Source organism: Paenibacillus sp. IHBB 3054 (genome assembly GCF_051594305.1).
Taxonomy (GTDB): domain Bacteria; phylum Bacillota; class Bacilli; order Paenibacillales; family Paenibacillaceae; genus Paenibacillus_AQ.
Genome location: NZ_JBOFBG010000041.1, coordinates 1 through 24,389 on the forward strand (window position 1 = coordinate 1; position 24,389 = coordinate 24,389).

The following is a 24,389-nucleotide window of genomic DNA, read 5'->3' on the forward strand; positions in this document are numbered from 1 at the left end:
ATTTTTATGCTTCACGCTATAAATTATCCTTCTATTTCTCGCTGAAACGGATACCGTCCTTTTGAGGACGGTATCCGTTTCCACTTATCCACTAATAGAACATTTCCATCCACATGCCCGTAAGCGGACAAGCTGCAAATTAAGTAATTCTGTGATATTCATTCGGTGGTTATGTTCCTTAAAAGCCGCCGCCAGGCTTGTTATGCTTAGGTCGAGATCATACAGCTAAGGAGTGGGGGAACAATGAACAAATCATGGATGAAGCGGCAGAGCAGGCTCGGCTATCTGTTTATCGGACCGAATATGCTCGGGGTCCTGTTGTTTTTTATTATACCAGCCGCCTATTCGTTTTATCTGATGTTCACCGATTACAAATTTATGGACCCGGAGATTCATTTTGTCGGTCTGGACAACATTTCGAGGATGCTGGGAGACGAGCTTTTTTATGTAGCATTGAAGAATACGCTTATCTTTCTGCTGGCCGTTCCGGTGTCGATTCTGCTGGCTTTTATAGTGGCGGTTATTCTGAACAAATCTGTTTATTTTCAAAAAACGCTGCGGGCGCTTTATTTCATGCCTTACATTACCAGCGGCGTAGCCATCGCATTTGTCTGGATGCTGCTGTTCCAGCCGACCTCGGGTCCGATTAACGGGTTCCTGCGCGGCATCGGCATTGCCCATCCGCCAGGGTGGCTCTCTACGACGGAAACCTCGATGTATGCGATTGACATCATCTGGATCTGGTTCATGCTGGGCTACAATATGATTATTTTTCTGGCTGCCCTGCAGGAAATCCCCGAAGAGCTGATGGAAGCCGCCAAAATTGACGGAGCCCGTCCTTGGCAGAGCATCCGCCGAATAGTCTGGCCGCTGGTGAGTCCTACAACCTTTCTGCTGCTGATCACCGGACTGATCATGACGATCAAGAACTTCGGCATCATTCAGGCGATCACCCAGGGAGGGCCGGGAAATAGCACAACGGTGCTGTCGCTGTTCATTTATCAGAATGCCTTCCGCTATTACGAGATGGGTTATGCCGCCGCCATAAGCTGGGCGCTCTTCGCAATTATCATGATCTTCACCGTGTTCCAGTGGGTCGGCCAAAAACGCTGGGTCCATTACTGAGTGGACGGTTCAGCGTCCGGGTGATGGCTTCGCCACCAAATTTCCAGGAGGATTTCCTATGCAAAAAACAACGATTAGACCGGCAGCTCCTTACCTGCAGGAGATTAAGGCTGATTCTTCCCTCAATATCCGCAAAATCATCACAACCCTTGTGATGTCCGGTTTCGCGCTGCTGATGATTGTGCCTTTTATCTGGATGATCAGCACTTCGTTCAAGTCGCCTGCGGATGTGTTCAAATATCCGGTTCAGTGGATTCCTTCCAGCCTGAATTGGGAGCATCATATCAAGGTGTGGAGCGGAAATGACAGCTTTATTACCTACTACCTGAACTCGCTGAAAATATCGCTGATCAGCATGGCCGGTGCAGTGTTCTTCTCTGCTTTTGCCGCCTACGGGTTTGCCCGGATTCAGTTCAAGGGGCGGGAGCCGCTGTTCCTGGTCTACCTGTCGATGATGATGGTTCCGCCGCAGGTGCTGTTCGTGCCGAAGTTTCTGATGTTTGATTGGGCGGGCATCTATAATACACATTGGGCGCTGATTCTGCCCGGCATGTTCACGATCTTTGGAGTGTTTATGCTGCGCCAGTTCTTTCTGTCCGTACCTGCGGAAATTTCCGAAGCGGCATTTATCGACGGGGCAGGGCATTTTCGGATCTTTTTCCGGCTGGTGCTGCCGCTGGCCAAGCCCGCCCTGGCTACTCTTGCAGTCATCGATTTTTCCTGGCACTGGAATGATTACGAGAATGCGCTGGTTTTCCTGCTAGATAAGGATTTATATACCGTTCCGCTTGGCCTGCAAAATTTCATTCTTGAGAACAACGTAGACTACAACGGCATGATGGCGGCAGCGACAGCAGGCATTATTCCGATGATTATCGTTTTTCTGCTGGGACAGAGGTACATTATTCAAGGAGTGGCCGGCAGTGCAGTGAAGGGGTAGGGAAAGAGGCAGGTAAACGCAGAACAACCTTCCGCAATCAGCCCATAGGGCTGTAGAGCGGAAGGTTGTTCTTATTTCTGCATGATGTCCTATGTTCTATCATTCCTGCATAGGACAATTCTCGACCTTACGTTGCGCTATTGTTTCCTTGACCATTTATTTCATTCTCTGCGTTTTACGCATTATACTGCGCCTGGTACAGGCGGCTGTAGGTGCCTCCGGCGTTGACCAGCTCTTCGTGGCGGCCTTCCTCGGAGATGCCGTCTTCGTTTACAACAATAATCCGTTCAGCATTTTTGATCGTTGTGAGACGGTGGGCAATCACAAGGGTGGTACGGCCCACCGACAGGTCAGCCAGCGACTGCTGGATGGCTGCTTCCGTTTCCGTATCCAGCGCCGAGGTGGCTTCATCCAGAATCAGGATCGGAGGGTTCTTGAGGAACATTCTGGCGATGGCCAGGCGCTGTTTTTGTCCCCCGGACAGTTTCACGCCGCGTTCCCCGATCACTGTATCCATGCCATCCGGCAGGCTGCTAATCAGCTCTTCCAGATGGGCGCGTTTGGCAGCTTCCCAGATTTCCGGAAGCTCCGCATCCAGCTTGCCGTAGGCGATATTCTCACGGATTGTGCCGGAGAACAGGAAGACGTCCTGCTGCACAATCCCGATTTGCTTGCGCAGCGAATTCAGCTTCATGTCACGGATGTCTATTCCGTCGATGGAGATGCTGCCGCCGGTGACGTCGTAGAAGCGGGGCAGCAGGCTGCAGATTGTGGTTTTGCCCGCGCCGGAAGGGCCGACAAAAGCAATCGTATCCCCGGCGTTGACCTTCAGGCTGATCCCCTGCAGTACCGAACGATTGTCGTCATAGCCGAAGCTGACGTTTCCGAAGATAATATCTCCACGCAGCGAACCGACTTCCACCGCACCCGGCTTATCGGCGATATCCGGCTCTGTATCAATCACCTCAAGATAACGCTTGAACCCGGCAATGCCTTTCGGATAGCTCTCGATAACGGCATTGATCTTCTCAATCGGCCGGAAAAAGACATTGGACAGCAGGATGAAAGCAACAAACTCCCCGATCTCCAGCTCTCCCTTAATAAAGAACCAAGCGCCGCAGACCATGACCACAATGGTAATCAGGCGTGTCATCATATAACTGACTGATGAGCTCTTGGCCATCAGCTTGTAGGCCATCAATTTGGTCTGGCGGAACATTTGGTTGTCAACAGCGAACAGTTCTTTTTCATATTCTTCATTGGCAAAGGACTGCACGACGCGGATTCCCCCGACATTGTCCTCGATCCGGGCATTGAAATTGCCTACGTTGCCGAATAACCGGTGGTAGGTAGAGGTCATGCTGCGTCCAAAATGGATGATGACCCACGCCATAATCGGCACGATAATGAAAGTGATCACGGCCAGCTTCAGATTGATATCGGCCATCAGGATAAAGGCTCCGATCAGCGTCATTATGGCAATGAACACATCCTCCGGACCGTGATGCGCCACCTCGCCGATATCGTTCAAATCATTGGTAATCCTACCGAGCAAATGCCCGGTTTTATTGTTATCGAAGAAGCGGAAGGAGAGCTTCTGGATATGATCGAACATTTTTTTGCGCATATCTGTTTCAATATTTATTCCCAGCATGTGCCCCCAATAGGTGACAACATAATTCATTGCGGTATTAAGAGCGTAGATGGCAAGCAGGGCAACGCTGGCGATCAGAATTAGCGACCAGTCTTGCCCGGGGAGCAGATCATCAATAAATTTATTCACGGCCACCGGAAAGGCCAGCTCCAAAAGCCCCGCACCCACCGCACAGGTGAAGTCGAGAACAAACAGCTTCTTATAAGGACGATAATAGGAAAAAAAACGACGCAGCATCTCTTGTTCACTCTTTTCTGTAATGTTATGTATTCTAGTTGAGAGTGATTCTCAACCACCTTTATTCTTAGGATACTAAAGAGGGTTGTCCGATTTGTCAACCGCAAGAATAATTTAAATTGCAGGGGAAGTGCGTTATTTCTTGCCGTATCACCCAGACCAGACTGGATATTTCCACATATTTTAAAAGTATTCAAGTATAAAGGAGGAGTTAACATGAGCGAAAATGTTGGAGGATACGGCGGTGCTTTCACTTCCACTGGAGCGATTCTGGTGTTGTTCATCCTGCTTGTAATCATCACTAAGTCTCTCTGGGTATAATCAGCTGATTTAATCTTCTCCAAAGCCGCCGGTCCTTTTGGACCGACGGCTTTTTCAGATGGAAGGCCGTATAGTTAAGCTATCCTGAGAATCCAAGAATCTGTGCACCGGCATACATAAGGGGGTATAATGTAACAAAGCGTGATACATAGAACAGCTTCATTTCCGTACAAGCCCGGTGCTTGACGGATTTTTTCGCTGCAATCAGGAGGAGCCTCATGAAAGCAAGGCAAGAAGACCGCAAGATTCAGACTTCATTATCCACCTTATCCCAAGGAAACGCAGGATCTAAACGTATTCTGCTCGTGGTCGGCATTATTTTTGTCGCAGCGGCGCTGCGGGCCCCGTTCACCTCTGTCGGACCGTTGCTGGAGATGATCCGCGATGATCTGGGATTATCCAATACACTTGCCGGAGCAATAACTACACTGCCGCTGCTCGCTTTTGCGCTGCTGTCCCCATTTGCTCCGCAGCTCGCCCGCCGTTTTGGCCTTGCCAACGTGCTGATGCTGGCGCTGCTGGCATTGTCGATGGGAATCCTGATCCGTTCCGCCTCGGGAACCCTCACATTGTTCGCAGGCACCGCAATCATCGGGCTGTCGATTGCGGTATGCAATGTGCTGCTGCCGGGACTGATCAAGGGCAAGTTTCCCGGGCGTATCGGTCTTCTGACCGGGATTTATACGGTTTCGATGAATTTATGCGCAGCGGTGGCTTCCGGCATTAGTGTTCCGATAGCGGACCAGGCAGGGTTCGGTTGGCGGGGCACGCTTGCCCTATGGTTCATTGTCGCTGCACTGGCTACTCTATTCTGGATTCCGCAGATGAAGAGCCTGGGCCAAGGCAGCGGAACAAGCACGCCCGGCTCAGCCGGGAAAATGTGGCGTTCACCACTCGCCTGGCAGGTTACCTTATTCATGGGCCTGCAGTCTCTGCTTTATTACGTTCTGATTGCCTGGTTCTCGGTCATTCTCGGTGAGCGGGGCATGTCCTCCAGCCATGCGGGCTGGATCCTTTCACTGCTGCAGCTGGCCCAGCTTCCGTTTACTTTTTTTGTTCCTTTATGGGCAGGCAAACTGAAGAACCAGCGGGGGCTGGTTGTTATTACGGCTGTTTTGTTCGTGGCCGGAATCTCCGGCGTTTGGTTCGGCAGCAGCGCATGGATGCCGGTATGGGCGATCTGTATCGGCATTGCCGGAGGTTTTGCCTTTGGACTGGCAATGATGTTCTTCAGCTTGCGCACCCGCAGCACACAGGAGGCAAGCGAGCTGTCGGGAATGGCCCAGTCGATCGGCTACCTGCTGGCAGCCATGGGACCGGCATTGTTCGGGCTGCTTCATGACGCTACGCACAGCTGGAACGGTCCGTTGGCACTGCTCGTAGCGGCAAGTGTTCTGCTGCTCGTGGCGGGGCTGGGAGCCGGAAGCAACCGGTATGTAGGAGACGCAACAGAACCCGCCAAATAACGGCGGGTTCTGTTGTGCTGTGACAAACTGTCTTATGTGGCTTAATTACTTGCGTCAGTGGGGTCCCACCAATTTCCGGAAATCGTAATCATGCAGAGCAATCTAATGCTGTTGCCATAGTAGGAATTGGACGATGTCGGCGCATTGATAATACTTTTCCATAGTGAATTCAGCCAATTTTGATTGCTGGAGTCCACCATGGCGCTAACTGCAAACGGTGCGGAATAAGCAATTGCGGGATCGTTGTCGTCAAGCGGATCACCGTTCAATTTGTATCCCGCTACAATCTTGCTTGGATTGCCATTTGTTTTTTTGGATATCCATGCATTCGTTAGCTTTGTCTGGTTCAATGCCCGCGTATCGCCTGAAAGTAAATAATCGACAGGAACTCTCCATGGAACCCGTGCGGCATTCCAGCTAAAGTACCCGTCCCTGTCTGTTTCCAGAAGGTTTGGAGGCGAAGGGGCGTAACCCCCGTTGCTCCACACCACAAAGTCCGGGAGTAAGCCGGTGGTAGGGCTGTATTTAGTGGAGATCGTTTGGATAATTCCGTAAGTGTTATCAGCGACTTTAGCCCAGTTGGGATCACCAGCAGCATTCCCGAATGCCCGAAGATGGCTCAACATAAAGTCGGAGGGACGGGTGGCAAGGCCGTAATCGGGATCGTTGTTTTCTACCCAATCGCCGAATTTCAAGCTCAATTTCTGCTGATTCACATCTTCTTTCATGATCGCAGCTATGGCTGCCTTGCCCTCGCTCAAGTAATCAATTGGGCCGCTGCTTCCCCACTGCTTGTCCGCGAGCAGCAATGCATAGGCGATATCCATGTCTCCATCTGTAGCTGAACGGCTTCCATCATCGCTGTTGCTAGGCGGTGTGTCAATAATATCTCCCGCACCGGTCTTAATCTGCTGCCAGGCCATTAAGGCCGGATTATTTACGCTTGGATGCGCTTTATAGAACCGATAGAGACCGTCAAAATAATCTTTTGCCAGCGGGTCGTAACCGGCCATCAAGGCGGAGATTAACATGCCATAACCGTGACCCTCCGAGCAGGATACGGCATTATCCGGGGCAGCTTCCTTTTCCAGGTTGTAGAAAACGTAGTATTGATCCGATTTTTTGGGATGTTTTTTTAAATATTTCGTTTTCCATTCATTATATTTTTTGCGCACCTCGTCATCCAACTGGTTCTGGGAAACATAGTTGGGCTTGATGGTACCCGCCTGGTATTGCTCATGTTCCGGAAAGGGGTGCATGGCTTGTACGGCAGAGGACGAGACTTCCCCGGAAAATAGAGGCTGAGGTGCTTCTGCCGCTTCAGCCTGCAATGTAAAGGCCAGACACGATAGAACGGTTACAGTTGAAAGAATTCGCTTGAACAATAACATCAACTCCTCTTATTCAAAATAGGTGATGCCATCATCCCTCCTTTTGAACAGTGATAAGGGCTGGTAGGCTAATGGTTGTATGATTCACAGCCTAAACATAACAGACCAGACTTTCGCGATTCTAAAACGAAACTTAATGTAACCTTAAATTTGGGGAAAAAAGATGTGGAAGATCGTAGTTTCTTCTGTTGTACCAAGGAGCTGAATTGAACCTTGATGCAGATGGACAATTTTTTGGGCGATCGCCAGCCCCAGGCCTGTACCTCCGTCATTGGACCGGGCCTTGTCCCCTCTGACGAAGGGTTCGAAAATAATGGATTGCGTGTGCGCGGGAATCCCGTTCCCGTTGTCTGCGAACTCCAGGTAAAGGCCGCCAGGCTGAACCTCCAAAGTGATCCGCAAGCGGGTGCCTGCCGGATTGTACCGCACCGCATTTGCGATCAGGTTGCTGAATACACGTCCCATTTGCTTTCGGTCGAAAGGATAGAGCACCACTGCTTCAGGTATTCCCACCTCCAGTTCAATCCCCTTTTCCTCGATTTCCGGGAAATGGTCCAGTATGGTTTCACGCATACATTCCCCGATGTCCTGTTCTTTTTTGTCCAAAATAAATTCAGGATGGTCAAGCTGTGTCATCTCAAACAATGTATCCAGCAGGGCATTCACCCGTTTGGCTTTATTATAGATGGACAGCAGATAGCTTTTTTGATTGTCTGGATCTTTCACCATTCCTTCATGCAGCGCTTTTGCATAACCGTATAAGGTGGATATGGGCGTTTTCAGGTCATGGGCAATATCAGCCAGCATTCTCTGCCTGTCCAGTTCCATCCGCTTTTTTTGTTCGCCGGCCCATTCGAGCTTCTCGGCCATACCATTCAAGGTATCACGGATTTGCAGAAATTCGCTTTCCAGCTTAAAATCAAGGCGAACTGTATAATCACCCGCTTTTAAGCGGTCAATCCCTCCGGCAATCTTTGCCAGCGGATAACTTATTTTTCTTGCTGTCCATCTACTGTATACAAAAATAACAATGGTGGAGAGGAGGATAAATCCAAGTACAGCTTGGGCGTTATAACGTTGAATGTGCTTATCCCGTAGGGTGCCGCTCTGTTTGCTCCAGATGCTCACTTCCAACTGATCAACAGGGATCTTCACCACATAGGTATACAAAACTCCTTTTCGCAAAAAAGAAGCAATCGAGCTGATATAAGGGGCATACTCCGGGTCTTTGTCCAGCAGCATCAACTCCGGTGTGGACTTGTCCAGGGGCGTCCCGATATATTGCGTAATCAGTTTCCGGGAATCCAGAACTTCGATCCACCCGTTGACTTTCCTGATATCATCAAGCAAGGAGTTCAATCTCTCGGCATCATTATTTGCATCCACCAAATTCTGTGCCGTCACCACATCCATCTCTGTCTCTGCGTAGCTCTGGTCAGCTCCTTTGGATGCATATAATATACTAAGGATTCCAATGACACTGATGACGATGACCAAGAGGAAGTAGTGAATACGCAGCATAGTCCGGACGCCTGTGTTTCTCCGGCACATCCTCAGCATCTCTTTTCAAATCTGTAGCCAAGCCCCCGGATCGTTGTTAAATAGACCGGTTTCCTTGGCTCATCTTCGATTTTATCGCGCAGCTTGCTTATGTACACCAACAGGGTGTTGTCGTCGCCAAACCACTGCTGCCAGACACTGTCAAGGAGCTGCCGCTTCGTAAATACCCGCCCCGGATTCTCCATAAAATGAAGCAGCAATTTATACTCAATGGAAGTCAGCGTTGTCAGTTGTCCGTTCTTGTACAATTGGCAACCGGCCTTATCCAGGACCAGTCCGCCAATCTCCACCAGCTCGGAAGCTGCAGTAGTCTCCGTTTGGACATATTGATATCTTCTTAACTGGGCTTCTATTCGCGCCACAACCTCCAATGGATTGAAGGGCTTTGTGATATAATCGTCAGCACCAATTTTGAGTCCCAGAATTTTATCATGATCCTGCACACGCGCAGACAGCAGAATAACCGGTACCGACAAGGACTGGCGCAATTCCTTCACGACCTGAAATCCGTCACATTCAGGCATCATGATATCCAGCACAATTAAATGAATGGTATGATTTTGTACGATTTCCAGAGCTTCCTTCCCGTCAAAAGCTTCAAGCACATGGTATCCTTCGTTCTCTATATACAATTTCAATAAATCGACGACCTCTCTTTCATCGTCTACTATCAGTATTGTTTGACTCATCGGAAATCCACCTCTCTTACGTAACCTATCAGCAAAGCTTAGTTGCGTCTTCATTGTAGCTAATAATCGTGGAAAGGGATATAATGTCCCCCCAATCCCAAGACGAGAATGGGGAGCAACAGCAAAGAAGCAACGGTCAGCAAGTATGAAGAAACAAAGAGCGTACCGGAAAATAACCTCCGGTACGCTCTTTGTTTCTTACTGTTTCTTGGCGGCAATCCGGATTCTGCGGTAATCCATGATCCAGCCGTCTTCTTGGAACAGAACGGGCTTCAGCTCCTTTTCCATGAAAGCCAGCACATCCTCACGCTGCGGGCCGCTGAGCACGCTCAGAATTCCATCCGCAAAGGTGTTCAGCCAGCGGCTGAAACCCTGCTCTCCGCCAGCAAGCGGTGTTGGCCGCCCGAAGCATAGGGCAAGTTCAACGGTCATCCCGTTCCGTTCCAGGAGTGACGCGTATTCCCCGATGCTGGGGAAATACCAGGGCAGCTTTAGCTTGCCGCTGCACCCGATGGCGGCAAAAGCACGCGGCAGCCCGTCTACGACCGAGGCGATGTTGCCTTGCCCGCCGAATTCGGCAATGAACCGCCCTCCGGTCCGCAGGCTGGCGGCAATGCTTGCAGCGGCCCCTTGCGCATCCTGCAGCCAATGCAGAGCAGCGTTGCTGAAGACGGCATCGGCGGGAACATCTGCGCAATAGGATTGGCCATCCGCCAGCACAAATTCCAGCTGCGGATGTTTGCTGCGGGCAGCGTTTATCATCTCAGGGGATGCATCGATCCCTGTAACAGCTGCCCCATGATCAGCGATGGCAGCGGCCAAATCTCCAGTGCCGCAGCCCCAATCGATAATTCGTTCACCCGGCTGCGGCTGCAGCAGATGAATCAAAGATTCTCCGAAGCGGGAAACAAAGGCCATATCCGTATCATAGGTACCGGTATTCCATTGCTGATTCATCGGAAGTCTCCTTTCAGGTCAAACAGGAATACTTCTGTTGTATCATGCGTTATCTTATAAGTGAAATATATAAATCGAATAGAGTTTATTGGTTAAGCCTATCATCCCACCCTGCCCATGGACATTCTCCATTCCCAGCCTGCGGATAGGAGAGGCTAGAGCAATGCCAACCTCAAGCAGTTTTGCACCGGCGGCCAGCAGGAAGACCGCACCCGGAGTCAGCGCACCGGTCATCCAGCCTCCGAGCAAGGCGCCGGCAGGCATGGCGGTGCGGGTCAGCACTCTGGAGAAGCTGAGAACCCTGCCGAGCAGTTCCGGCGGGACATTCTCCTGGCGGACGGAGGCCGATAAGACGGACCAAGCTGTATTGCAGGCGGTTACCAGGGCAAATCCGATGCCCGGTGCGAGCCAGGAACGGCTCCATGCTGCCAGCAGGAAGCCGCAGGTCCCGGCCAGCAGCAGAAAAGGGATCAGACGGCCGCGCTTGAAGTACCGGTCCAGATACATGACCGCGAGGCTCCCGGCTACACCGCCTGCAGCGAGCAGGGTATAAGTCATGCCGATTTGTCCGGGCCGCAGTTGAAGCGTCGTAATTAAATAGTAGGTAAGCGTAGCATAAGCAGCGCTGTAGCCGAAATTGCCGATGGCTGCCTGGAGCGACAAGGACAATTGCACCGGATTGCGGATCAGCCAGCTGAAGCCCTGCGCCATATCTATGAGAATATGCTGCTGGTTCCTGGGGCGTTTGGGCTCCTTGGGAAGCCGGAACAATATAGAGAGAATGACCACGAAGGAAACGACATCGAGCCAGAGAATAGATGAAAGACTAAGAAATGACGCCAGCCCCCCGGCTATCGCCGGTCCGATCATCTCGGCCAGTTGTCCGGCGGTCTGCACTCCGGCGTTGCCGCGGGTCAATTCCTTCCCTGATAAGGCTGGAATGAGGGTTACAACTGCAATGTCATAAGCTGTAGACAACAAGGACAACAGCAGGGTAACGACATACAGGAACCAGACGGTGAGCAGGCCATAATGCTCGAGGACAGGGATTAGGGCAATCAGTCCCATTCTTGCGGCATCGGTGCACAGCATCAGCCGCTTGCGGTTGAAACGGTCGAGAATGGCCCCTGTGAAGGGAGCGAAGATAATGACAGGCAGTATGCTGACGGCGAACATGGAACTCATTACCAACACTGAGCCAGTGAGCCTGTAGGACAGCAGCGGTAAGCAGAAGGTGTACAGCGCATCTCCGACTCTGGAGATAAAGTAACCGCTGAGGAAGCGGGCCAGCGACAAGGGACGTGTTGGTTTCCTGGATGCAGAATATAATGTGGCGTGTTTCAAGCCGGATTCACCCCCCCTGCCCCCAATAAGGCCAAGCTGATGCCGTATAAGCTGAACAGGATCAGTATGATCGAGGAGATCAGATTCAGCGAGTAGATGAAGGCTTCAGGCAGTTTGCCGCTGATCCAGCAGATAATAGCAGATAACAGCAGCCACCAGCAGCAGGAGCCGAGCGCAATTCCAGCCGGGAGGAACAGGGAAGACCCGACAGTATTTCCAAGAGAAGCTGCGAGCGCCATGAAGCTTAGAATGGTGGCCGGATTAGCCAAAGTCAGAAGAAAGGAGGAGAACATGCTGTAGGCTATTCCGCTGCGGACGGCTTCCGGTTTGGCACCGGATTTGCCCGGCCACAGAGCTTTTACTCCAAGAACCCCGAGGAAGAGGCTGCCGATGAGCCGGAGCGGCAGATCATAGGCAGAAGTAAACTCATTCACAATTCGGAAGCTGGTGACGGTAGCCAGAGCATACAGTACATCGGCAAACGCAATTCCCGCACCGGTCGCCAGGCCTGCCCAGAAGCCATGCTTCAGTGTCCGGTTAATGCACAGCAGAGACATGGGACCGACAGGAGCGGCAATAATAAACCCGAAACCGAAGCCGCTGAAGAGGGCGGGCCAGCTGATCATGGTGCAGTGTCTTCAGGCGACAGCGGGACATTCGGTGTTTCTTTAACCGTTCCGAGGATAATCGTTGTGCGGGTCCGCACAATACCCGGCAGGCTTTTCAGCTCCTCACTGATGATCCGGTCAAGATCGCGGGTTCCCCGGCAGCGGATCTTCAGAATGTAGTCGTCATCTCCAGCCGTATGATGGCATTCCTGAATTTCCGGCAGCTTCAGCACCAATTCCAGAAAAGCCTGCCGGTGCGTTGGCCGCTCCAGCGAAACCGCAATGAGCGCCGCCAACCCAAAACCGGCAGATTCGGCGTCAATCAACGCCGTATAGCCTTTGATCATTCCTTGCTCCTCCAGTCTCCGAACCCGGTCAGCAGCCGCAGGAGAAGAGAGGCCAAGCAGTCCGGCAAGCTCGGCCCAGGTCATTCTTCCATTCGCCATAAGTGCATTGATGATTTTGTGATCCAAAGAATCCATATTATCAAACCTTCCTTTATGAAGTGTTATATGTAATTTACTTTTAATACGTAAGTTAGTCAGTGATTAATGTTTCAGTGTGAAAATAGGAATTGTCCTGTCCAGACGAGTGATTAATGTACTGCTTCGGAAATAAAACTTGCACTTTACATCAAAAGGGAGTATATTCTTAATTACGGTGATTAAATCGCTGTATTCATAATATGCGGTCATGGCGGAATTGGCAGACGCGCTGGCTTCAGGTGCCAGTGATAGCAATATCGTGGAGGTTCGAGTCCTCTTGACCGCATCATAGTTTACAAACCAAACCCTTCTTCGGAAGGGTTTTTTATTTTGCGTTTTACTGAGTATGGTTGTGTCGTTCGAATAATGAAAATGGCTGGCAAGCGGGATGAATGGAAATGAAACAATTTGAGGAGCAAGTTCTCAAATTAGTGAGGGAAGCCTGACTGTTGCCTTCAGGGACGACGATGCCAGTAACGGTATAGCTGCTGCCCATCATGGAGAAGGTGATAGCGGCAGGACTGTTGGGTTACGTCACCATCTATTGGGAGGGATACTGTTCCGCCGTCTTAGTCAGATCTTACGTACCTTGGGGGTCACATATTGACCCTTTCAAGCCTCCGTTCGGTTTATCTTGCTTGCAGCATAGTTGTGGGGAGGAGTTTTATCGACCTGTGTCATCCGACTATACATCTCCATCCCTTCTCTTGTTAAATGAGGCAATATAAGGCTCCATAGGATGGAAAAGATACTTTTCTGCTTTGGAAGAAATTTTTGGAGAAGAATTATTTCCTGTGTCCCATACATATTGATCGATAATAAAGAAATAGACAAATCATCATATTGTCCGGCATATAATTCTTCTTTCATAATTCCATTATTAACAAATATGGTAAATGTATCGGTAAAAAGTGTATAGAAATCATTAACAACCTTAATTTGCATATTAGCTATCTCAGGATACAGCTTAGGCAATTCTGTAAAACTGGAGAAATAAAAGAAATATTTTTCGCGGAATGCACTAAGGTTTAAAAACTGCTGATTCAGCCCTTGGATAGAAACGTCCGCTGAGAAATTTAAGTTTTGATATTCTTCATACTGCCTTGCCATAACACCAATCATGAGGTCTTGTTTTTTTTTGAAATGGTATGTCAAATTACCAGGACTAATATTTAGCGCATCGGAAATATCCCTCAATGTTACATATGCATATCCTTTTTTATTAAATAATTCAATTGAAGTCTCAAGGATCTTATCTCTTAAATTATTATCCATGCCTATCTCCTTTATAGCGTTTGTGATATGCACTTGAAATCAAAAGCATTATATCATAAATTGGCCCTTTAAGCCGAAATAAGTAGCTTGATTAAGGATATGGAAGGATTCCAGAGATGTTTGCCGAGAATCCTCAGCTAAGAATGATTTTCTCGAAAAAGATCAGAGTTGAATTAGTGTACTCGTAGGAATACACTTACTTTAGTACATGTGTACTAATATTTCTTTTATAAAAATGATAGAAGGAGTGAATCCAATTGCTGGAAGAAGGGGGGGGTATCCATTGGTATGGAAATGCTGCACCTAAGGATGTTCCCGTTGTTCTAATTATTCCAGGCTGGACTGGATTTAAAGAAGAAATGTATACGGCATATGCAACACAGCTTATTGATTGACTGGTTTCAAGAAAAACTATCAAATGGAGGCAAGCTATGAATCCTCTACCTATCGACACTAACGAAAGAAGTAATCACTTTTATGAGCTTACCTGGAAGGAAGTAAAGATTCCGATGAGAGATGGGAATTATCTCGCCGCAAATCTTTATCAGCCTAATGCGGACGGGGATTTTCCAGTAATCATGACGATGTGTCCGTATGGAAAGGATACGCATTTCTCACAATTTGCTCCTGCTAACCCGACGGTTGCAATAGAATATACCCATTCGCAGGATAAAGGACCGTTACTTAGCTGGGAAACACCAAATCCTGAATATTGGGTGCCACAAGGGTATGCTGTATTGCGAGTAGATGAACGTGGTATCGGTAATTCTCCAGGGAAGCTTGATATATTATCAAGTGCTTTAAAGAAGGATTATTATGATGCAATCGAATGGGCTGGAACGCAAGCCTGGAGCAATGGACGGATAGGACTGCTGGGCATCTCCTACTTGGCAATGAGCCAATGGGCTGTGGCATCCGAACAACCTCCTCATTTAGCGTGCATCATACCTTGGGAAGGTACAGTAGATTATTATGCGGATTTCTGTTATCCGGGTGGAATTCAGACAAACGGCTTTCTTTCATTCTGGTGGGAAAACGGAGTTTTGACACATCAATACAATCCCGGTGGAAGCCTCTCCGAGGAACAACTGCAGGACAATCGCATTGATTTCCCAGAGATGGTCAAAAACAATCCATTACGTGATCAATCGTGGACGAATCGGTTCTCTGATCTAAGCAAAGTAGAGGTACCTTTATTATCCGCAAGCAACTGGTTTAGCGCCGGAATGCATACCCGGGGGAACTTTCTGGGATTTCAGAATGCAGCATCGGAGCACAAGTGGCTTGAAGTGCATATCGGCAGCCATGTTGGTGAATTCTATACCGCTCAGGGTCGTGAGCTGCAGAAAAAATTCCTCGATTATTGGCTCAAGGGAATCGATACCGGCATAACGAGGGAGCCGAAGGTGAAGCTTGCCATTCCCCGCGGAGGTAATAGCTACACATGGCGCTACGAGAATGAGTATCCGCTTAAGCGTACCCAATGGACACGATTTTACCTTGATGCAAGCTCAAAGCTGCTTTCAGTGGAACTTCCGCAAGCCAAGAGCCAGCTTTGCTATGATGGCGATAAGGAGCGCGAGTCCAGGCACTGGGCCGAGCCCTTTATGGTGAAAGCATTCTCGAGAGAGGAAAACAACTCCAAGCGTATTCTGTTTGAAACTGCTCCGTTCGAGAACGAAACAGAGATTCTGGGGCCTATCAAGCTCCGCTTGTGGGCATCGTCAACTACAGATGATATGGACATTTTTGTATCTTTGCGCAACATTGACCCTCTTGGCAATGAGGTAGTTAATTCAGGAGCACTAACGGACCAATTCCCCATTAGCCAAGGCTGGCTACGCGCTTCCTTACGTAAAACGGATGATCAAATATCGGCGGAATATAAGCCCTACTACAGCTTCGATGAGATTCAGAAGCTGATTCCCGGGGAAGTCTACCCCTTGGATATAGAGATATGGGATAGCGCGATTGTTGTAGCTAAAGGAAATCGGTTGCTCCTGGAAATTGGCAGCCAGAATCAGAGCGGCTGCGCACTGCTGACTCAGACGGCGGATGACAGGGTTTGGGAAGCAGACGTTACTCTATATACAGGGGATGAATTTGATTCTTATTTATTGCTGCCGATCATACCCTAACTGGATTTAACTCTTCCCTACCATTTCATCAGCTCGGGCAGGTTGTGGAATTTGGCAAAGCGCGATTTCATCGGTAGCCGCTGCCCAGTTGTTCAAAGGTGAGCAGATCATCCTTTTTGCGTATTGTGAAGCTGAAATGTGAGACATCGAACTGTAGTGGGGGATTTTACATGGTACACTCGGTTTATTGCGGTGAATTTGCAGATATACAAACGATCGGTTACATCACCTCACCTGATGTTCATGAAGCGAATTACCAATTTGGCGCGTATAGAGACCAGAAATATATACTAACCTCAGTCCTTGAGCAATCTTGAGATGCAGTGAGCTTTCTAGCCGCTGCTTCTTTTTTTGCCTGTCCGTTCCTCCGGGTCTTGCGTGATCGGGTTTGTGAATATTGAACAACGTCACAATAATGACATAATATCTGTTCATTTTTTCCGGCAGAAAAACAGTTATACCTATTAGAGAGGAGGGGACGAGGTGGATGAAAGGGAATGGATTCGGCGGATCCAGGAGGGGGAAACCGAGTATCTGACACCGCTGATTGAGCGGCACTACGCTGGCATCCAGAAGTATTGCTGCTGGCGGGTACGGAACGCGGAAGAGGCGAAGGATTTAACTCAAGAGACCTTTTACCGCTTTTGCCGCCATATTGAGCGCTATACTGACGCCGGAAAATGCCGTGCGTACTTATACACTATCGCCCGCCATCTATGCAACGATCATTTAAGGAAGGGGCAGCCGCTATCCCTGGAGGACGAGGAGGATGCAGCAGACTGGAGGGCTGCACAGCAAAGCAGTTCTATAGAAGAACAGGTGGAAAGGGAGCAGCTGGTGCATGAGCTGTTTGAGCTGCTGCCTGAATCGCAGCGGGAACTGGTGTTTATGCGCTTTTGCCTGGATCTGACCTACCGTGACATTGCCCGCGTAACAGGAGTGAACATGTGTATGGTGCAGTACCGGGTGAAGCGCGGGCTGGCTGTACTAAGAAGCCACTTGGAAAGGAGTGAACCCGTTGAACAAGAGATCAGAGCAGGCCATCGTCAACGCCCTAAAGAACTACCCCACGCCCCCCATTGAACGGCAGCATCTTGAAGATACCGCCAGAGGGGCGGTGGAGGTGCTGCGCCTGAGACAAGCCGGACGGAGAACGTCGTTCGGAGAGTTCTATCTGGCCCAGCTTCGCTTCATCAGCTGGAAGGTATGGGCCGTGCAATTGCTAATCGTCCTGGGAATGGTGCTGTTACTACGAAACGCCCTTCAGGAAATGGGTGAGAGTGTGCAAATCGTCATGATGGTCTCTATCGCTGCACCTCTGCTGGTAATGGCTGGAATCCATACGCTGACCCGTTCACTTAGCTGTCATATGCTGGAGATAGAACTCAGCACCCGCCATCTCCTGGAGAAGCTGACGATGGTCCGCATGAGTCTGCTGGGGATGGCGGATTTGCTGGGTCTGACCCTGCTGGCTGCGACATTAAGCGTTTGGATACATAGTGATGTTGCAACCATGCTGATCTATCTGCTGGTGCCTTTTAATTTAACTTGCCTCGGCTGCCTGTGGCTGCTCAATCGGGTTCGCACCCCAAGCTGCGGATATTACTGCCTGACCTTCGCCGGCATGGTGGCTTTGGTTCAGATGATACTTGCCTTTACCCCCAACCTGTGGGTGTTTGAACCAGCAGCAGTGGGAGTATGGCAGATGATGCTGCTGGTGACAACCGCAGGAATAGCGCTGCAGGTATGCGGTTTGCGCAAGACTTGCCGGAGTTTGGAGACCGCTTCCAGCCTGATGTGAAATTACCGCAGCGCAGGCCGCTTGGTTACAGGGAGCATTGAATAAGGAGGGTTCATAACGTGTTGGAACTGACTATAAATGAGCTAAGCAAGCGCTTTGCCGCGAAACAGGCGGTGAACGGCATTTCGGCCCGGCTGACCAGCGGTGTGTATGGTTTGCTCGGAGCTAACGGAGCAGGTAAAACAACGCTGATGCGGATGATCTGCGGCATTCTCAGTCCGACCTCGGGGATGATTCAGATGAACGGCCAGGAGATTGGCCGCATGGGGGAACAATACCGCGATCTGCTGGGCTATATGCCTCAGGACTTCGGGTATTATCCCGATTTCAGTGCGGAAGAGTTTCTGTGGTACGTCGGATCGTTGAAAGGGCTGACCCTGAAGGCTTCGAAGGGAAAAGCCCGTGAACTGCTGCGCATGGTAGCTCTGGAGGAGGCGGCACGCAAGAAAATCCGCACCTTTTCCGGGGGGATGAAGCAAAGGCTCGGCATCGCCCAGGCACTGCTGAATGATCCCCGCCTGCTGGTGCTGGACGAGCCAACGGCGGGACTGGATCCCAAGGAGCGGGTACGCTTCCGCAACCTTATAGCCGATCTGGCCCGCGATAAGATCATCCTCCTGTCGACACATATTGTGTCCGATGTGGAATATATCGCCGATCAGATTCTGGTGATGAAACAGGGTGCTCTGCTAATGAGCGGGACGGTAGAACAGCTGACAGCTACGATGGAGGGCAATGTCTGGTTATGCCATGTTCCGGCGAGGGAAGCGGAGGCGTGGAATGAACGGTACTGTGTGAGCAATCTGCGGCATGAGCGGGACCGGGTTGAGCTGCGTATTGTCTCTAAGGTCCAACCCGCAGCTCATGCAGTTTCGGTTCCACCGACGCTTGAAGACTTGTTTCTATACCATTTTCAAGATGAATCGGCTGCAGCGGCTGGCGAAGTCAAATAGGAGGTATAGTTTATGGATATTCTGACCCGGTTTGAGCTCAGAAAGATCATGAGACGGAAATCATTTTTTATAGGCATAGCACTTGTAACCGTCGTGGCCTTATTAGGGGTATGGGCGCTCGTTTCGGGTGCGTACATAACGGACAAGGACGGCAATGATCTAAAAGGACTGGAAGCCATCCCGCTCCGAAAGGAATACAACCGCCAGCTTGCCGGACCGCTGACGATAGAGAGAATAGCGGCTGCAGTCCAAGATCATCAAAAAGTCATGCATGATCCGAAAAACCTTAACGAGAAGGGGGAACTCACAAATGAGGCTTATGTAACCTACAAAGAGCAGAGTTATCAGATCGATTCGTTGATCCGGTTTGCTTTTTCCCATTCCCGTGAATACGATCATTATATTATCGACAGCATGACACCAATTACAGCAAAGACCTTCTATCAGGAACGTCTCGATAAGGTGAAAGAGTACATAGACAGGGATTATACTCCGGGCAATGCTTCTGCCAAAGAGACTGCTTTTTTTATGCGGATGAATAAGTCCATTCCAGTCCCCTTCCAAATGGACTATGTAACCGGCTGGGAGAATGTGTTCGAGAACCTGCAGTTTGTTTTATTGATCAGCGCGTTTGTGATTGCGATTTGGCTTGCTCCTGTCTTTGCCGGTGAATACCAGAGCGGGGCGGATGCTATAATCCTGTCCTCCCGTTATGGCCGCAATAAGGTCATTGCCGCCAAATTGAAAGCCAGCTTGATTGTCTCCCTTGGCTTGCTTGCTGTGGGATTAGGCACCTACACTCTCTTGATGCTTGGAATTTTTGGATTTGATGGGGGAAACGCCAGCGTGCAGATGATCAAACTTTTTGCCCCGGTTCCTTTCACGGTGTTTCAGACCTATTTGTGGGCAATTCTCCTTGGCGGCCTGGCCTGTCTGATCGTGGGGGCGGTGACGCTCTGGCTGTCCAGCCGGATGAGCACACCATTTCCCGTTATTATTGTGATTGTCATTTTGCTGATCGGCCCGCTGTTTTTTCCGGCTAGCAAGAGCAGCCGCTTGTATAATCATATTATGAACCTATTTCCTGGAAAAATGGTTGATGGCATTACAAGAGTAACCGAATACGAGGTGTATTCTGTGTTTGGACAGCTGATTCCCAGCTATAAGTTTGCTACAGGCTTTGCGGTCATCGTTATAGCCCTGCTCCTGCCCTTTACTTATCGCGCCTTCAAAAACCATCAGGTGGTTTGATAGGAAAGACTCAAGGGGCGGCACTGAAGTCCCAAGCGGAAGTTGTCAAAAAAGTACGGATTCGCAGATTGCTGATGCAGCAGTTTGCGGACCCGTTTTGTTTTTTTTGGAAGCACTGTAACTATTTCGGAGGCTTGGACGAATAAGTAGTAGAAGGCTGCGGGAGAGGAGGGGATTCGGACGAACGATATCCAGAGAGGAAACAGACAGCGCTCCATTACGGAGGATGAGGCCGCGGGTCACCCGGATGATGAAGCAGCCGTGCTGCTCCGGTTCCGGCAGGGAGAACGGGATGCCTTTGAATGGCTGGTCCGGCAATACCGGCAGCCTGCGGTAGGGTTTGCCTATCATCTGACCGGGGATTATCATACCGCCGAGGATTTGGCACAGGACTCTTTTGCCTATCTGCTGGTGTATCCGGAGAGATTCGATGCCCGCGCGTCTTTTAAAACCTATCTGTTCACGATCCTCCGCAACAAAAGCATAGATTCCTTGCGGAAGCGGCAGCGGCAGGGGAACCTGCCGGTTGAAACAGGGATGCGCAGGCGTCCCGATTCCTCCTTTTCAGGGGATTACACAGGAGATAACCTGCCTGAAGGAAACCGCATGCCGCCTCCCGGTTTGGATGATCCCGAGCGGATGGCGATTGTGCACGAGGAGGACCGGGAGTGGCAACGGCGGTTGCTTACGCTCAAGCCGGATTACCGGATGGCCGTGTATCTCGTTGATGTAGGTGAGATGTCTTATACAGAAGCGGCAGCTATTATGGGCCGTACAACGGTGAGCTTCAAGGTGCTGCTGCACCGGGCCCGCAAGAAGCTGAGGCAGATTTACGAAAAGGAGGAGTGGGATTGTGAAGCCAGCCGAAGAGGAACAAGCGTTTCTAGAGGAAGTGTACCGGAAAGCCCGTCTGCTGGAGTTTGACAAACGTGAAGCGGAGAAGGTGCGAAGAAACAGCCGGCAGCTCGACAGGCAAAGAAATACTAAGCTGGCGGGTATCGTGCTTACTGCGGTTGTTGTTTTTGTGATGATCAAGTTCGAAGTCATTGATCAAGTGTTGCTCGTCTTGCTGTCACTCCTCCTGATCGGAATAGGACTGATGGTGGAGAACACGGAGTTTACCTGGGACCAGGGAAGCGATTAGCAATGGGGAGTCAAAAGCATGTGAGGGAGAGGATTAGAATGGAACTTGTAATTGAACAACTGACCAAAACCTATGGGGGAAAGCAGGCTTTAAACGGTGTCAGCTTCAAAGTTGGCGAAGGGATACATGGGCTGCTTGGTCCCAACGGGGCAGGTAAAACAACACTGATGCGGCTGCTTGCAACTTTACTTACACCCACGTCCGGCAAAGCAACGATCGGTGGTGTGCCGTTGACGGACAAAGCGCAGATCCGCCAGCTAGTCGGGTATCTGCCGCAGGAATTTGCGTTTTATCCAGGGATGTCGGTGCTTGAAGCGATGGATTATCTCGCACTTTTGTCCGGGGTGAAGGGGCATTCGGAGCGGAAGCGGAGAATCGACGATTTGCTGGAGCAGGTCAACCTGACGGAGCAGCGCCGGACCAAAGTGAAAGCACTGTCCGGCGGAATGAAGCGCCGGCTCGGTGTGGCCCAGGCAATGGTGCATGAACCGAAGCTGCTGATCGTTGATGAGCCGACGGCAGGGCTTGATCCGGAAGAGCGGATCCGCTTTCGCCGGCTCCTCAGCCGGTTCTCTGAAGGGAGAATCGTCCTGCTGTCCACCCACGTTGTGGAGGATGTGGAATCCACCTGCGAGCAAATGACCGTGCTGCATAAGGGAAGTCTGCGCTATCACGGCAGAATCGGTGACCTGACGGGGGCTGCCGCCGGACGCGTCTGGACGGTGGAGCTTGACAGGGCGCAGTGGGAGCGGGACCGTGACCGCTTTCCCGTGCTGTCCGCTGTGCCGGAAGGCACAGGAATGCGCATCCGTGTTCTCGCCGATCAGCAGCCTTATCCGGGAGCGCAGCAGGCCATACCGTCTATTGAGGATGCCTATCTTTACCTGATGCGCAAGGAGGAGTCGTTCGTATGATAGGGCTCATTGGTAAAGAGATTCGCATGATTCTGCGCAGTCTCGTTTTTTATGTATTTATACTAGTGGCCTGCTTCTTCTATTTCACCGAATATGCCGCAGAGCAGACCTGGAGCGAGCTTCGGCCTCCCGTTATGACTGAGCCGCAAAATGTGGGTCCCCCGGAACATCCTTTTTACGGCTGGAAGCTGCCCGGGAACACCTCCGAACTTGCTACGCAAATGAGGAAAGAGATTGGCTGGGACCTGGATGCCGGTTCAACAACCAAGCTGAGAATCGGCTTTCCGCTCGAGAGCAAGCTGGATAAGCAAGAAAAAGCTGCCCTCACCGAGGCTGCATCCAAGCTGGACATCATTCTTAAAGATTCGGATAAGTACACGATGGAAGACGTTTACAAGGTTTCTGATGGTTTGAACAAGCAACTGGGTGGGAGCAGTATGTACAAAAGAGGGATGGATGAATTCGGCTTTGGTATCGATAACTACGAGGAAGCGGTGAAAGCGCAGGAACAAACGCTTGTACGCTATAACGAAGTTGTAGAGGCCGGAGAACTGCTGCCCGGAGCCGCAAGGTATTTCTGCGATTATCTCGCACTCCCGGCTGGTATCTTTCCGGTATTCCTTTCGGCCTTTCTGCTGCTCCGTGACCGCTCCAGCCGAATGAGCGAGCTGATATACAGCCGCCGGGTTTCGTCATGGACCTACGTCGGTTCAAAGTTTATCGCGCTTGGGATCATGCTCTCCCTGATTTATCTTGTGCTTGCAGTTGCCGGCGGTTGGCAGACCGTAAATGCCCTGGAACTGAAGGGACAGACGGCGGAGGCGATTTTCCTCTTCCTTGGATACACAGCTTGGTGGCTGCTGCCTACAGTCTGGGCTTCGATTGCCTTCGGAATGTTCGGCTCTATGCTGTTCCGCCGGGGGATTGTGCCGATCGCCCTGCAGATCGTCTGGTGGTTTATTTCTGTGCTGCCGCTTATGGGCTCCTATGGGCTGTACAAGTTGATCATCCGCTTTAACACGCCAAGGGACGCTGATTTATATAAAGGTTGGGTGGATGAGATCGCAATTAACCGCAGCTTTTACATTCTTCTTGCGGTGCTGTTGGCAGCCGGAACCGCGCTGCTCTGGGAAAGAAACCGCAGCCAGGCGGATTCCGGATGGGTACGGGGGAACAAATCCTCTACAAGAAAAGCTAAAACGGTCGCGGGGGAAGCCTCATGACAGGTCAATCTCTCCGCGTGCTTGGTTGGTACAACCTGAAGCTGACGGCCCATTATTCGTGGCTGCTGTCCATCGCCCTGCTGTGCAGCGTGCATTTCTTCATGGATCCTCAGCTCATGGAATGGGGAGATGTCGCCAAGCTGGGAGAGCTATTGATCAGCTTCTTGGGCCTGATCGTATACCCTCATCTGGCGATGCTGGAGGAGGGTGGAATCGGTGAGGTGCTCTACGCCAAGAAGGTGCGGCATCACCCTATCTTTCTGTTTCGCTGGCTGTCCACTACTTTGTTTGTTTTCTTGATCATTGCCGTTTTTTTCACCAGCCTGCATTTGCGCGGCGCGGTCTTTGACCTATGGCCGATGATCGGCGGAGTTGCCATTACCGCAATGGCGATCGGATCCGCAGGTATGACGGCTGCTCTACTGATCCGCAACCTATCGGGCGGATACATTGTCGGCTTTGCCTGGTATCTGCTCGACTTTATGACAATGGGCCGTCTGACCGGACATTTTTATCTGTTTGGGCTCGTGAAGGGCGGATGGGATCCTGACAAATGGCTGCTCGCCGGACTGTCATGCGCACTTGCTGTGTTCTGTGCCTTCCTGCTTCCGGCCCGGAGACTGGACTGAAGGCAGCCCAGGTGGGCGGAGTGGCTAGCGCGGCAATCTGTTTGAAATAGAACGAACTTAACTCTTCAGCATCTTCGCTTAACCGGCGAGACTCCCTCACAACCTGAGATTGATAAAGCGAAGCAGAAAGTCCAGCACGCTGCACCGGCAAGGACGGCGGGACCTGCACCGGAGCCGAAAAACTAAACAAACGGCATAACATATAACTGACCGCCTTAAAGTCATTGTAGTGACTGAGAGGCGGTTTTTTGCCGGGCAAAACTGCTGACATTACGTCCGGAGCT

At 50.6% G+C, this 24,389-nt stretch carries 24 protein-coding genes and 1 tRNA gene; 16 read left to right on the forward strand and 9 right to left on the reverse strand.

The genetic code is table 11. From position 1 onward, the window contains the following. The first annotated feature begins 243 nt into the window (after nucleotides 1-243). On the forward strand, nucleotides 244-1,125 hold the full coding sequence (locus tag ACQ76X_RS29370; RefSeq protein WP_438497311.1) for a carbohydrate ABC transporter permease: 882 nt from the start codon (nucleotides 244-246) through the stop codon (nucleotides 1,123-1,125). Between the two features lie 58 nt (nucleotides 1,126-1,183). Continuing rightward, the gene (locus ACQ76X_RS29375) at nucleotides 1,184-2,065 is read left to right on the forward strand and encodes a carbohydrate ABC transporter permease (protein ID WP_438497312.1); all 882 of its coding nucleotides are present in this window, start codon (nucleotides 1,184-1,186) and stop codon (nucleotides 2,063-2,065) included. Between the two features lie 175 nt (nucleotides 2,066-2,240). Here the strand turns inward: ACQ76X_RS29375 and ACQ76X_RS29380 are convergent, their stop codons facing one another. Next, a complete protein-coding gene (locus ACQ76X_RS29380) occupies nucleotides 2,241-3,956 on the reverse strand; it encodes an ABC transporter ATP-binding protein (protein ID WP_438497313.1) in 1,716 nt (571 codons plus the stop codon). Between the two features lie 216 nt (nucleotides 3,957-4,172). Between ACQ76X_RS29380 and ACQ76X_RS29385 the strand changes: the two genes are divergently transcribed. Together ACQ76X_RS29385 and ACQ76X_RS29390 are read left to right on the forward strand one after the other, a co-directional pair. After that, entirely contained in the window at nucleotides 4,173-4,277 is a 105-nt protein-coding gene (locus ACQ76X_RS29385; RefSeq protein WP_218642530.1) for a YjcZ family sporulation protein, read from the forward strand. 218 nt (nucleotides 4,278-4,495) lie between these two features. Beyond that, the gene (locus tag ACQ76X_RS29390; protein ID WP_438497314.1) at nucleotides 4,496-5,743 is read left to right on the forward strand and encodes a CynX/NimT family MFS transporter; all 1,248 of its coding nucleotides are present in this window, start codon (nucleotides 4,496-4,498) and stop codon (nucleotides 5,741-5,743) included. A 41-nt stretch (nucleotides 5,744-5,784) separates the two neighbouring features. Here the strand turns inward: ACQ76X_RS29390 and ACQ76X_RS29395 are convergent, their stop codons facing one another. The 7 genes from ACQ76X_RS29395 to ACQ76X_RS29425 form a co-directional block, all read right to left on the reverse strand. Then, on the reverse strand, nucleotides 5,785-7,128 hold the full coding sequence (locus ACQ76X_RS29395; protein WP_438497315.1) for a glycosyl hydrolase family 8: 1,344 nt from the start codon (nucleotides 7,126-7,128) through the stop codon (nucleotides 5,785-5,787). Nucleotides 7,129-7,278: 150 nt separating this feature from the next. Next, complete coding sequence (locus tag ACQ76X_RS29400) at nucleotides 7,279-8,655, reverse strand: sensor histidine kinase (protein ID WP_438497317.1); 1,377 nt, start codon at nucleotides 8,653-8,655, stop codon at nucleotides 7,279-7,281. A gap of 32 nt (nucleotides 8,656-8,687) precedes the next feature. Then, complete coding sequence (locus tag ACQ76X_RS29405) at nucleotides 8,688-9,383, reverse strand: response regulator transcription factor (protein ID WP_340899235.1); 696 nt, start codon at nucleotides 9,381-9,383, stop codon at nucleotides 8,688-8,690. A gap of 198 nt (nucleotides 9,384-9,581) precedes the next feature. Continuing rightward, the gene (locus ACQ76X_RS29410) at nucleotides 9,582-10,340 is read right to left on the reverse strand and encodes a class I SAM-dependent methyltransferase (protein ID WP_438497318.1); all 759 of its coding nucleotides are present in this window, start codon (nucleotides 10,338-10,340) and stop codon (nucleotides 9,582-9,584) included. Between the two features lie 54 nt (nucleotides 10,341-10,394). Continuing rightward, nucleotides 10,395-11,684 carry an MFS transporter gene (locus ACQ76X_RS29415; protein WP_438497319.1) on the reverse strand — a complete coding sequence of 430 codons (1,290 nt, stop codon included), beginning with the start codon at nucleotides 11,682-11,684 and terminating at the stop codon, nucleotides 10,395-10,397. Beyond that, on the reverse strand, nucleotides 11,681-12,310 hold the full coding sequence (locus ACQ76X_RS29420) for a LysE family translocator (protein ID WP_438497320.1): 630 nt from the start codon (nucleotides 12,308-12,310) through the stop codon (nucleotides 11,681-11,683). Before ACQ76X_RS29420 ends, ACQ76X_RS29415 begins: the two co-directional genes overlap by 4 nt. After that, nucleotides 12,307-12,774 (reverse strand): Lrp/AsnC family transcriptional regulator, encoded by a 468-nt coding sequence (locus ACQ76X_RS29425; protein WP_038589500.1) that lies wholly within the window; start codon nucleotides 12,772-12,774, stop codon nucleotides 12,307-12,309. Before ACQ76X_RS29425 ends, ACQ76X_RS29420 begins: the two co-directional genes overlap by 4 nt. 205 nt (nucleotides 12,775-12,979) lie before the next feature. Here ACQ76X_RS29425 and ACQ76X_RS29430 point away from each other — a divergent pair. Further along, a tRNA-Leu gene (locus ACQ76X_RS29430) sits at nucleotides 12,980-13,063 on the forward strand. A 326-nt stretch (nucleotides 13,064-13,389) separates the two neighbouring features. Here the strand turns inward: ACQ76X_RS29430 and ACQ76X_RS29435 are convergent. Then, entirely contained in the window at nucleotides 13,390-14,052 is a 663-nt protein-coding gene (locus ACQ76X_RS29435; RefSeq protein ID WP_438497321.1) for a TetR/AcrR family transcriptional regulator, read from the reverse strand. 257 nt (nucleotides 14,053-14,309) lie between these two features. On the opposite strand from ACQ76X_RS29435, the gene ACQ76X_RS29440 reads away from it, so the two are divergent. From ACQ76X_RS29440 to ACQ76X_RS29490, 11 genes are all read left to right on the forward strand, one after another. Beyond that, nucleotides 14,310-14,447 carry a hypothetical protein gene (locus ACQ76X_RS29440; RefSeq protein ID WP_438497322.1) on the forward strand — a complete coding sequence of 46 codons (138 nt, stop codon included), beginning with the start codon at nucleotides 14,310-14,312 and terminating at the stop codon, nucleotides 14,445-14,447. Nucleotides 14,448-14,483: 36 nt separating this feature from the next. After that, complete coding sequence (locus ACQ76X_RS29445; protein ID WP_438497323.1) at nucleotides 14,484-16,190, forward strand: CocE/NonD family hydrolase; 1,707 nt, start codon at nucleotides 14,484-14,486, stop codon at nucleotides 16,188-16,190. Between the two features lie 483 nt (nucleotides 16,191-16,673). Beyond that, a complete protein-coding gene (locus ACQ76X_RS29450) occupies nucleotides 16,674-17,273 on the forward strand; it encodes an RNA polymerase sigma factor (RefSeq protein ID WP_438497324.1) in 600 nt (199 codons plus the stop codon). Further along, entirely contained in the window at nucleotides 17,209-17,991 is a 783-nt protein-coding gene (locus tag ACQ76X_RS29455; RefSeq protein ID WP_438497325.1) for a hypothetical protein, read from the forward strand. The genes ACQ76X_RS29450 and ACQ76X_RS29455 overlap by 65 nt, the downstream gene beginning before the upstream one ends. 59 nt (nucleotides 17,992-18,050) lie before the next feature. Next, the gene (locus ACQ76X_RS29460; protein WP_438497326.1) at nucleotides 18,051-18,944 is read left to right on the forward strand and encodes an ABC transporter ATP-binding protein; all 894 of its coding nucleotides are present in this window, start codon (nucleotides 18,051-18,053) and stop codon (nucleotides 18,942-18,944) included. A gap of 12 nt (nucleotides 18,945-18,956) precedes the next feature. After that, nucleotides 18,957-20,195: a hypothetical protein gene (locus tag ACQ76X_RS29465; RefSeq protein ID WP_438497327.1), complete on the forward strand. Its 1,239-nt coding sequence runs from the start codon at nucleotides 18,957-18,959 to the stop codon at nucleotides 20,193-20,195. A gap of 261 nt (nucleotides 20,196-20,456) precedes the next feature. After that, on the forward strand, nucleotides 20,457-21,119 hold the full coding sequence (locus ACQ76X_RS29470) for an RNA polymerase sigma factor (RefSeq protein ID WP_438497328.1): 663 nt from the start codon (nucleotides 20,457-20,459) through the stop codon (nucleotides 21,117-21,119). Further along, complete coding sequence (locus ACQ76X_RS29475) at nucleotides 21,049-21,339, forward strand: hypothetical protein (protein WP_438497329.1); 291 nt, start codon at nucleotides 21,049-21,051, stop codon at nucleotides 21,337-21,339. The genes ACQ76X_RS29470 and ACQ76X_RS29475 overlap by 71 nt, the downstream gene beginning before the upstream one ends. A 38-nt stretch (nucleotides 21,340-21,377) precedes the next feature. Then, a complete protein-coding gene (locus tag ACQ76X_RS29480) occupies nucleotides 21,378-22,253 on the forward strand; it encodes an ABC transporter ATP-binding protein (protein WP_438497331.1) in 876 nt (291 codons plus the stop codon). Continuing rightward, a complete protein-coding gene (locus tag ACQ76X_RS29485) occupies nucleotides 22,250-23,476 on the forward strand; it encodes an ABC transporter permease (RefSeq protein ID WP_438497332.1) in 1,227 nt (408 codons plus the stop codon). Before ACQ76X_RS29480 ends, ACQ76X_RS29485 begins: the two co-directional genes overlap by 4 nt. Continuing rightward, nucleotides 23,473-24,105: a hypothetical protein gene (locus ACQ76X_RS29490; protein WP_438497333.1), complete on the forward strand. Its 633-nt coding sequence runs from the start codon at nucleotides 23,473-23,475 to the stop codon at nucleotides 24,103-24,105. The genes ACQ76X_RS29485 and ACQ76X_RS29490 overlap by 4 nt, the downstream gene beginning before the upstream one ends. The last annotated feature ends 284 nt before the right edge of the window (nucleotides 24,106-24,389 follow it).

Coding starts and splice junctions, on each gene's coding strand:
- ACQ76X_RS29370 (WP_438497311.1), top strand. CDS start 244: ATGAACAAATCATGGATGAAGCGGCAGAGCAGGCTCGGCTATCTGTTT.
- ACQ76X_RS29375 (WP_438497312.1), top strand. CDS start 1,184: ATGCAAAAAACAACGATTAGACCGGCAGCTCCTTACCTGCAGGAGATT.
- ACQ76X_RS29380 (WP_438497313.1), bottom strand. CDS start 3,956: ATGCTGCGTCGTTTTTTTTCCTATTATCGTCCTTATAAGAAGCTGTTT.
- ACQ76X_RS29385 (WP_218642530.1), top strand. CDS start 4,173: ATGAGCGAAAATGTTGGAGGATACGGCGGTGCTTTCACTTCCACTGGA.
- ACQ76X_RS29390 (WP_438497314.1), top strand. CDS start 4,496: ATGAAAGCAAGGCAAGAAGACCGCAAGATTCAGACTTCATTATCCACC.
- ACQ76X_RS29400 (WP_438497317.1), bottom strand. CDS start 8,655: ATGCTGCGTATTCACTACTTCCTCTTGGTCATCGTCATCAGTGTCATT.
- ACQ76X_RS29405 (WP_340899235.1), bottom strand. CDS start 9,383: ATGAGTCAAACAATACTGATAGTAGACGATGAAAGAGAGGTCGTCGAT.
- ACQ76X_RS29410 (WP_438497318.1), bottom strand. CDS start 10,340: ATGAATCAGCAATGGAATACCGGTACCTATGATACGGATATGGCCTTT.
- ACQ76X_RS29420 (WP_438497320.1), bottom strand. CDS start 12,310: ATGATCAGCTGGCCCGCCCTCTTCAGCGGCTTCGGTTTCGGGTTTATT.
- ACQ76X_RS29425 (WP_038589500.1), bottom strand. CDS start 12,774: ATGGATTCTTTGGATCACAAAATCATCAATGCACTTATGGCGAATGGA.
- ACQ76X_RS29435 (WP_438497321.1), bottom strand. CDS start 14,052: ATGGATAATAATTTAAGAGATAAGATCCTTGAGACTTCAATTGAATTA.
- ACQ76X_RS29445 (WP_438497323.1), top strand. CDS start 14,484: ATGAATCCTCTACCTATCGACACTAACGAAAGAAGTAATCACTTTTAT.
- ACQ76X_RS29465 (WP_438497327.1), top strand. CDS start 18,957: ATGGATATTCTGACCCGGTTTGAGCTCAGAAAGATCATGAGACGGAAA.
- ACQ76X_RS29480 (WP_438497331.1), top strand. CDS start 21,378: ATGGAACTTGTAATTGAACAACTGACCAAAACCTATGGGGGAAAGCAG.
- ACQ76X_RS29485 (WP_438497332.1), top strand. CDS start 22,250: ATGATAGGGCTCATTGGTAAAGAGATTCGCATGATTCTGCGCAGTCTC.
- ACQ76X_RS29490 (WP_438497333.1), top strand. CDS start 23,473: ATGACAGGTCAATCTCTCCGCGTGCTTGGTTGGTACAACCTGAAGCTG.